At 59.8% G+C, this 4,091-nt stretch carries 3 protein-coding genes; 2 read left to right on the forward strand and 1 reads right to left on the reverse strand.

Going from position 1 to position 4,091, the window contains the following annotated elements:
• Window positions 1-1,655: 1,655 nt before the first annotated feature.
• Together HMPREF2990_RS13090 and HMPREF2990_RS13095 are read left to right on the forward strand one after the other, a co-directional pair.
• On the forward strand, window positions 1,656-2,180 hold the full coding sequence (locus tag HMPREF2990_RS13090; protein ID WP_210399956.1) for a plasmid recombination protein: 525 nt from the start codon (window positions 1,656-1,658) through the stop codon (window positions 2,178-2,180).
• Window positions 2,181-2,216: 36 nt separating this feature from the next.
• Window positions 2,217-2,960: a hypothetical protein gene (locus HMPREF2990_RS13095; protein ID WP_210399957.1), complete on the forward strand. Its 744-nt coding sequence runs from the start codon at window positions 2,217-2,219 to the stop codon at window positions 2,958-2,960.
• Window positions 2,961-3,634: 674 nt separating this feature from the next.
• Here HMPREF2990_RS13095 and HMPREF2990_RS02700 read toward each other — a convergent pair.
• On the reverse strand, window positions 3,635-4,091 hold a 457-nt coding region (locus tag HMPREF2990_RS02700; protein ID WP_141757773.1), incomplete at its 5' end, for an IS6 family transposase.

Here is a 4,091-nt window from a genome sequence, read left to right on the forward strand (position 1 = left end):
GGTGACAAGTCCGCCAGCACCGAAGGGGACAGCGATACACCTGAGAACGGTGACGGCGACACGCCTGAGAGCACCGAGGGCAGTAAGCCGAAGCGGCATCTAGAAGTTGTACCCGACTAACCCTTTAGCCGTACACGCAATCACCTCATGTGTGTACGGCCACGCGGCGTGACGACGTACAGCCGTCACGTTTGATGTCGCCACACACCCCGCTCGCAAGGGCGGGGTTTTCGCGTGTGTGCGGGTGGCTGCGGCACCGCTACACGTGACACTGTCACGATGCTTGCGCCGGTATCGGCGACGGGGCATATACACGTCTGCCCCGTCGCCTGGATCATCCGCCACATGGCTGGCGGTATGTCGCGCTGCTGTTATGCGCGGTTCTGGCCGGCATAGTCTTGTGTGGACTTGAAATATGCCGAAGACGGGGCCGTGGGTGCAGCAAAGACAGCAGCGTGGACAGAGCAGATTTCAGCAGCTGTGCTGCTGAAGATGCAACCGCGACGGCAGATGGTATGCGGCGCATGCCGCATAATGGACGCGTCGTGAGATACGCCAATATCCATCTCGGCAGGCTTGCCGTGATGGAGCGTTTCGTGATGACCCAAACACGACACATCGATGCTGGCATATCCGAATGTATATCAACGGGATATATCGGATTGCCGGCAGTGTCGTGATGCAGAGCATGGGTCATCACACAAGGTGCAGCGCCAGCTGCACTATTGGGCACCTTGACCGGAGCGCAGCGGAGGGAAAGGTAGACCCAGCCAGACCGAGCGAGCGAGGTCTGAGTCTGGGGCTATAAGGGGCGGCGCGCCAGCGCCGGGCACCGGGTTATGCGAGCGCCAGCGAGTAGTAATACCCGGTGCAGTGCCTCGGCTATGCCGAGCGCCGGAGCGCAGCGGAGGCGTCGCACCCCCTTATGCCCTTTTCCCCCTTCTACCCCTATAACGACAAACATATAGGGGTTTTGACACAGAAGGGGGCTGCGACCTGCGTGTTTCGGGTCTTTACGTGGTCTTCGACCCTTACCCGAAACGGCCCGTTGATGCGCGAAGCGCACATGGTGCCTATGCAAAACCTGCAGGTCGCCACGCTGTGCGCACCACGTGTGGCGTCAGCCACTGTATGTCGGTCTTAAAGTAAGGGCCGATGACGGGTGGAAACGCCGCTTGCGGCGTCTTCCCGCGTCATCGAGACACCTGCAGCGAGCTTGCGAGCGCAAGGTGTCTAACCGAACGGCAAGACCGACATCGTCTAAGTGGTGCGCACAGCCACACCCTGCACCGTGACACCGCCGTCAGGCGGTCATTGCAGGGTGGTGAAAATCCCGCAGCGAGCTATCCGCCGCAAGGCGGTGTTGATGCTGCTGCGGGGGTTGAGACACGGGCCTGAAGTAACACACTCCATATCGGCCCGTACAACAAGCACACTATCGGTGCAGACGTATCACGCTCGCGGCGGACATATGCGCGACAGCGCATGTGAGATACACCGCCAGCGACGTGTGTTTCGCAGCGCCCGCGCTGCAGCAGATCCAGCGGCAGCTGCTGACACAAATTCATAGCGCCGCGACTCGATTGGTTCATCTTTGTGGCAGCGGCTGTACGGCCCTGTGGCGGCCGTAGACGCCTCGGATGGACGGAGTGCGCGTGCAGAAGAACAGTTTCGAGACGTCGCTGTTCGTCGTGTATCCGCCGAAGTCGATGTGCAAGGAGATCCCCGACTACTACACCAGTGAGGTGGACGGGCGCGAAGTGAAACGTCCGCGCTATGTCGCCCGCGACTACGAAGAAGCAAAGAAGTACCCCGAAGAGTCAATGCGTTGGCTCGCCGAGAACTTCATTCCCGGCGGCATCGACGCAGTCGCCGGCGGGGACATGAACTTCGACGAATCGACGCCACACATCCAGTTTCAGGCGGACACCCTCTCTCCCCCCCATCCGGACAAGCCCGGTACGCTGCGTTGCCGCCCTGGCATCGCGTACAACACAGACCCCACGGTGCGGTACAAAGACGACCCGAAGAAGGGCAAGCAGATATCGGGCCAACAGAAGTTCATCGATGCACAGCGAGGGCTTCGTGAACACATGCACTCGTTGGGTTATCCGGTCGAGCTGGAAGTCTCTGAACGACACGACGAGTCGCTGAACCTCGACCGCTACACCGAGCAGTAAGACCGAGAGCGGGATCTCAAGAACCGCGAACGTGAAGTGGAAGTCAAGAAGCGCTCCGTGCAGCGCGACATGGACGCGATCGAGCGTGATCGCGAGCAGGCAGCAAAAGAACTCAAGCAGGCCCAAGAAGCCAACGAGAAAGCGCAAAGTGTGCTGCAGCACGCCGAAGAACAGGCCCGCGCTGTTGCTGAGCGCGTACTTCGTGAATCACGCGAGAAAGCCGACCAGGACGCCGAACAGACCATGGGCCTTGCCGAAGCGCAAGCAGACGAGCTGCTCGAACGAGCCGAAGAGACTGCACGGGCCAAGGCGAGCGCGATTACAGCCACGGCCCGCAACGAAGCGGAGTCGATAACTCGCAAGGCCGACGAGGCCCATAAGCAGGCTGAGCGCGACGCCGAGACGATCCGCAACAAAGCACGAGATGAAGCCACGAGCGTCCGCGACGAGGCCACACGCGACGCTGCAGTAACGCGCAAGGATGCTCACGATGAGGCTGATCAGATCCGCCGCAACGCGCACGCGGATGCCGAAGACGAAGCCGCCATCATCATCGAAGAAGCGGTGAAGTCAGGACAGCAGTTGGAGCACTTGGATAAGAAGTTCCTGGTGCAAGAACTGCATCGTAGCCCGGAGCTGCTTGAGCGTTACACGCTGTTCAGGGAGTCGCAGACCTCAGGCAAGAAGGACGGGGCGCAGCAGCGCGCACGTGAGCGCATTGAGAAGCGCCGCCAGCAGCAACAGCAGCAGCGTGACCACGACGGCGGCATGGAGCTGTAGGGGCGCTCTCCCCTGCCCTGTACGGCCTTCTGAGGGCCGTATAGGGTGCCGTCGGCGTCCGTCGGTCATCGGCGGCGGGCAAACCGCTGAGATTCGGCGAAAAGCGAAGAAATCTCGGCTAGGCGGGGCCAGTGTCACTACGTTGCGCAGTGAATTGGCCTGTTAAGTGGCGGAGATAGTGCGCAGTACGTCGGTGTGTACGGCGGCGCATGTGCTGCGCAGAAGAGACGCCCGCAAAAGGGCCGGCAGAATGTCGTTGTCATTCTGTTGCGCAGTAAAGGTGTCAATAGAATGGCGAGCCACTTTATTGCCCGATTCACATGTCATTAAAGTGACAGGGCATTTGATTGCGCAGTAAACGTGTCGATGAAATGGGTGCCCAATACACAGTGCAACCTACGTGTTAATGAAATGTCGCGTCCACTACATAGTGCAGTGAATTGCGCAGCAGAAACGCCAGTAAAAGCACCGCTGCACTGCACTGTAAAACAGCACGGGTGATGTGCAACAAAGCGGCGTGTGAAATGCACCGTGAAATGTCAGTGCACCTAGAGCTGCACCACCGCTATTCCCCTACGACGTCCGAACGGCGCCTTGGTGCTGTTGCAAACTTCAGGCGGAGAGCCGTGACGACCCAGTCTTCATCCTCTGATGCTCGCTGCGGGTCGGCGTTCTCAGGCAGCCTCGAACACCCGGCTGACGATCACCGCATCCGGGTTCGGTTGCTCGTAGGCAAACATCGCGCCCTGGCCTTTCCGTAATGAGTGCATCGCTTCCATCCCTTTCAACGTCCGGTACGCCGAGGTCCGGTTTTTGAACGCTACCTTCGGCCCCAGGATTCCTTTAAGTCGGCCATGATCTCCCTCGATAACGTTGTTCAGGTATTTCACCTGCCGGTGCTCCACCGTCTGAGGGCAGATTCCCTCCGCCTTCAGCTCGGATATTGCCTTGGCCAGAGCTGGTGCCTTGTCGGTGTTGATGACCCGCGGGAACCCGGTTATCGTGTTCGACCTCAGGGTCTTGGCCAGGAAACGCTTCGCTGCGGCGACATTACGCTTTGGGGACAGGTAAAAATCCAGGGTATGCCCACCCGCGGTGATGGCCCGATAGAGGTAGCACCACTTTCCCCCG

The sequence above is a fragment of the Corynebacterium sp. HMSC071B10 genome (genome assembly GCF_001814825.1).
In the GTDB taxonomy this organism is placed as follows: domain Bacteria; phylum Actinomycetota; class Actinomycetes; order Mycobacteriales; family Mycobacteriaceae; genus Corynebacterium.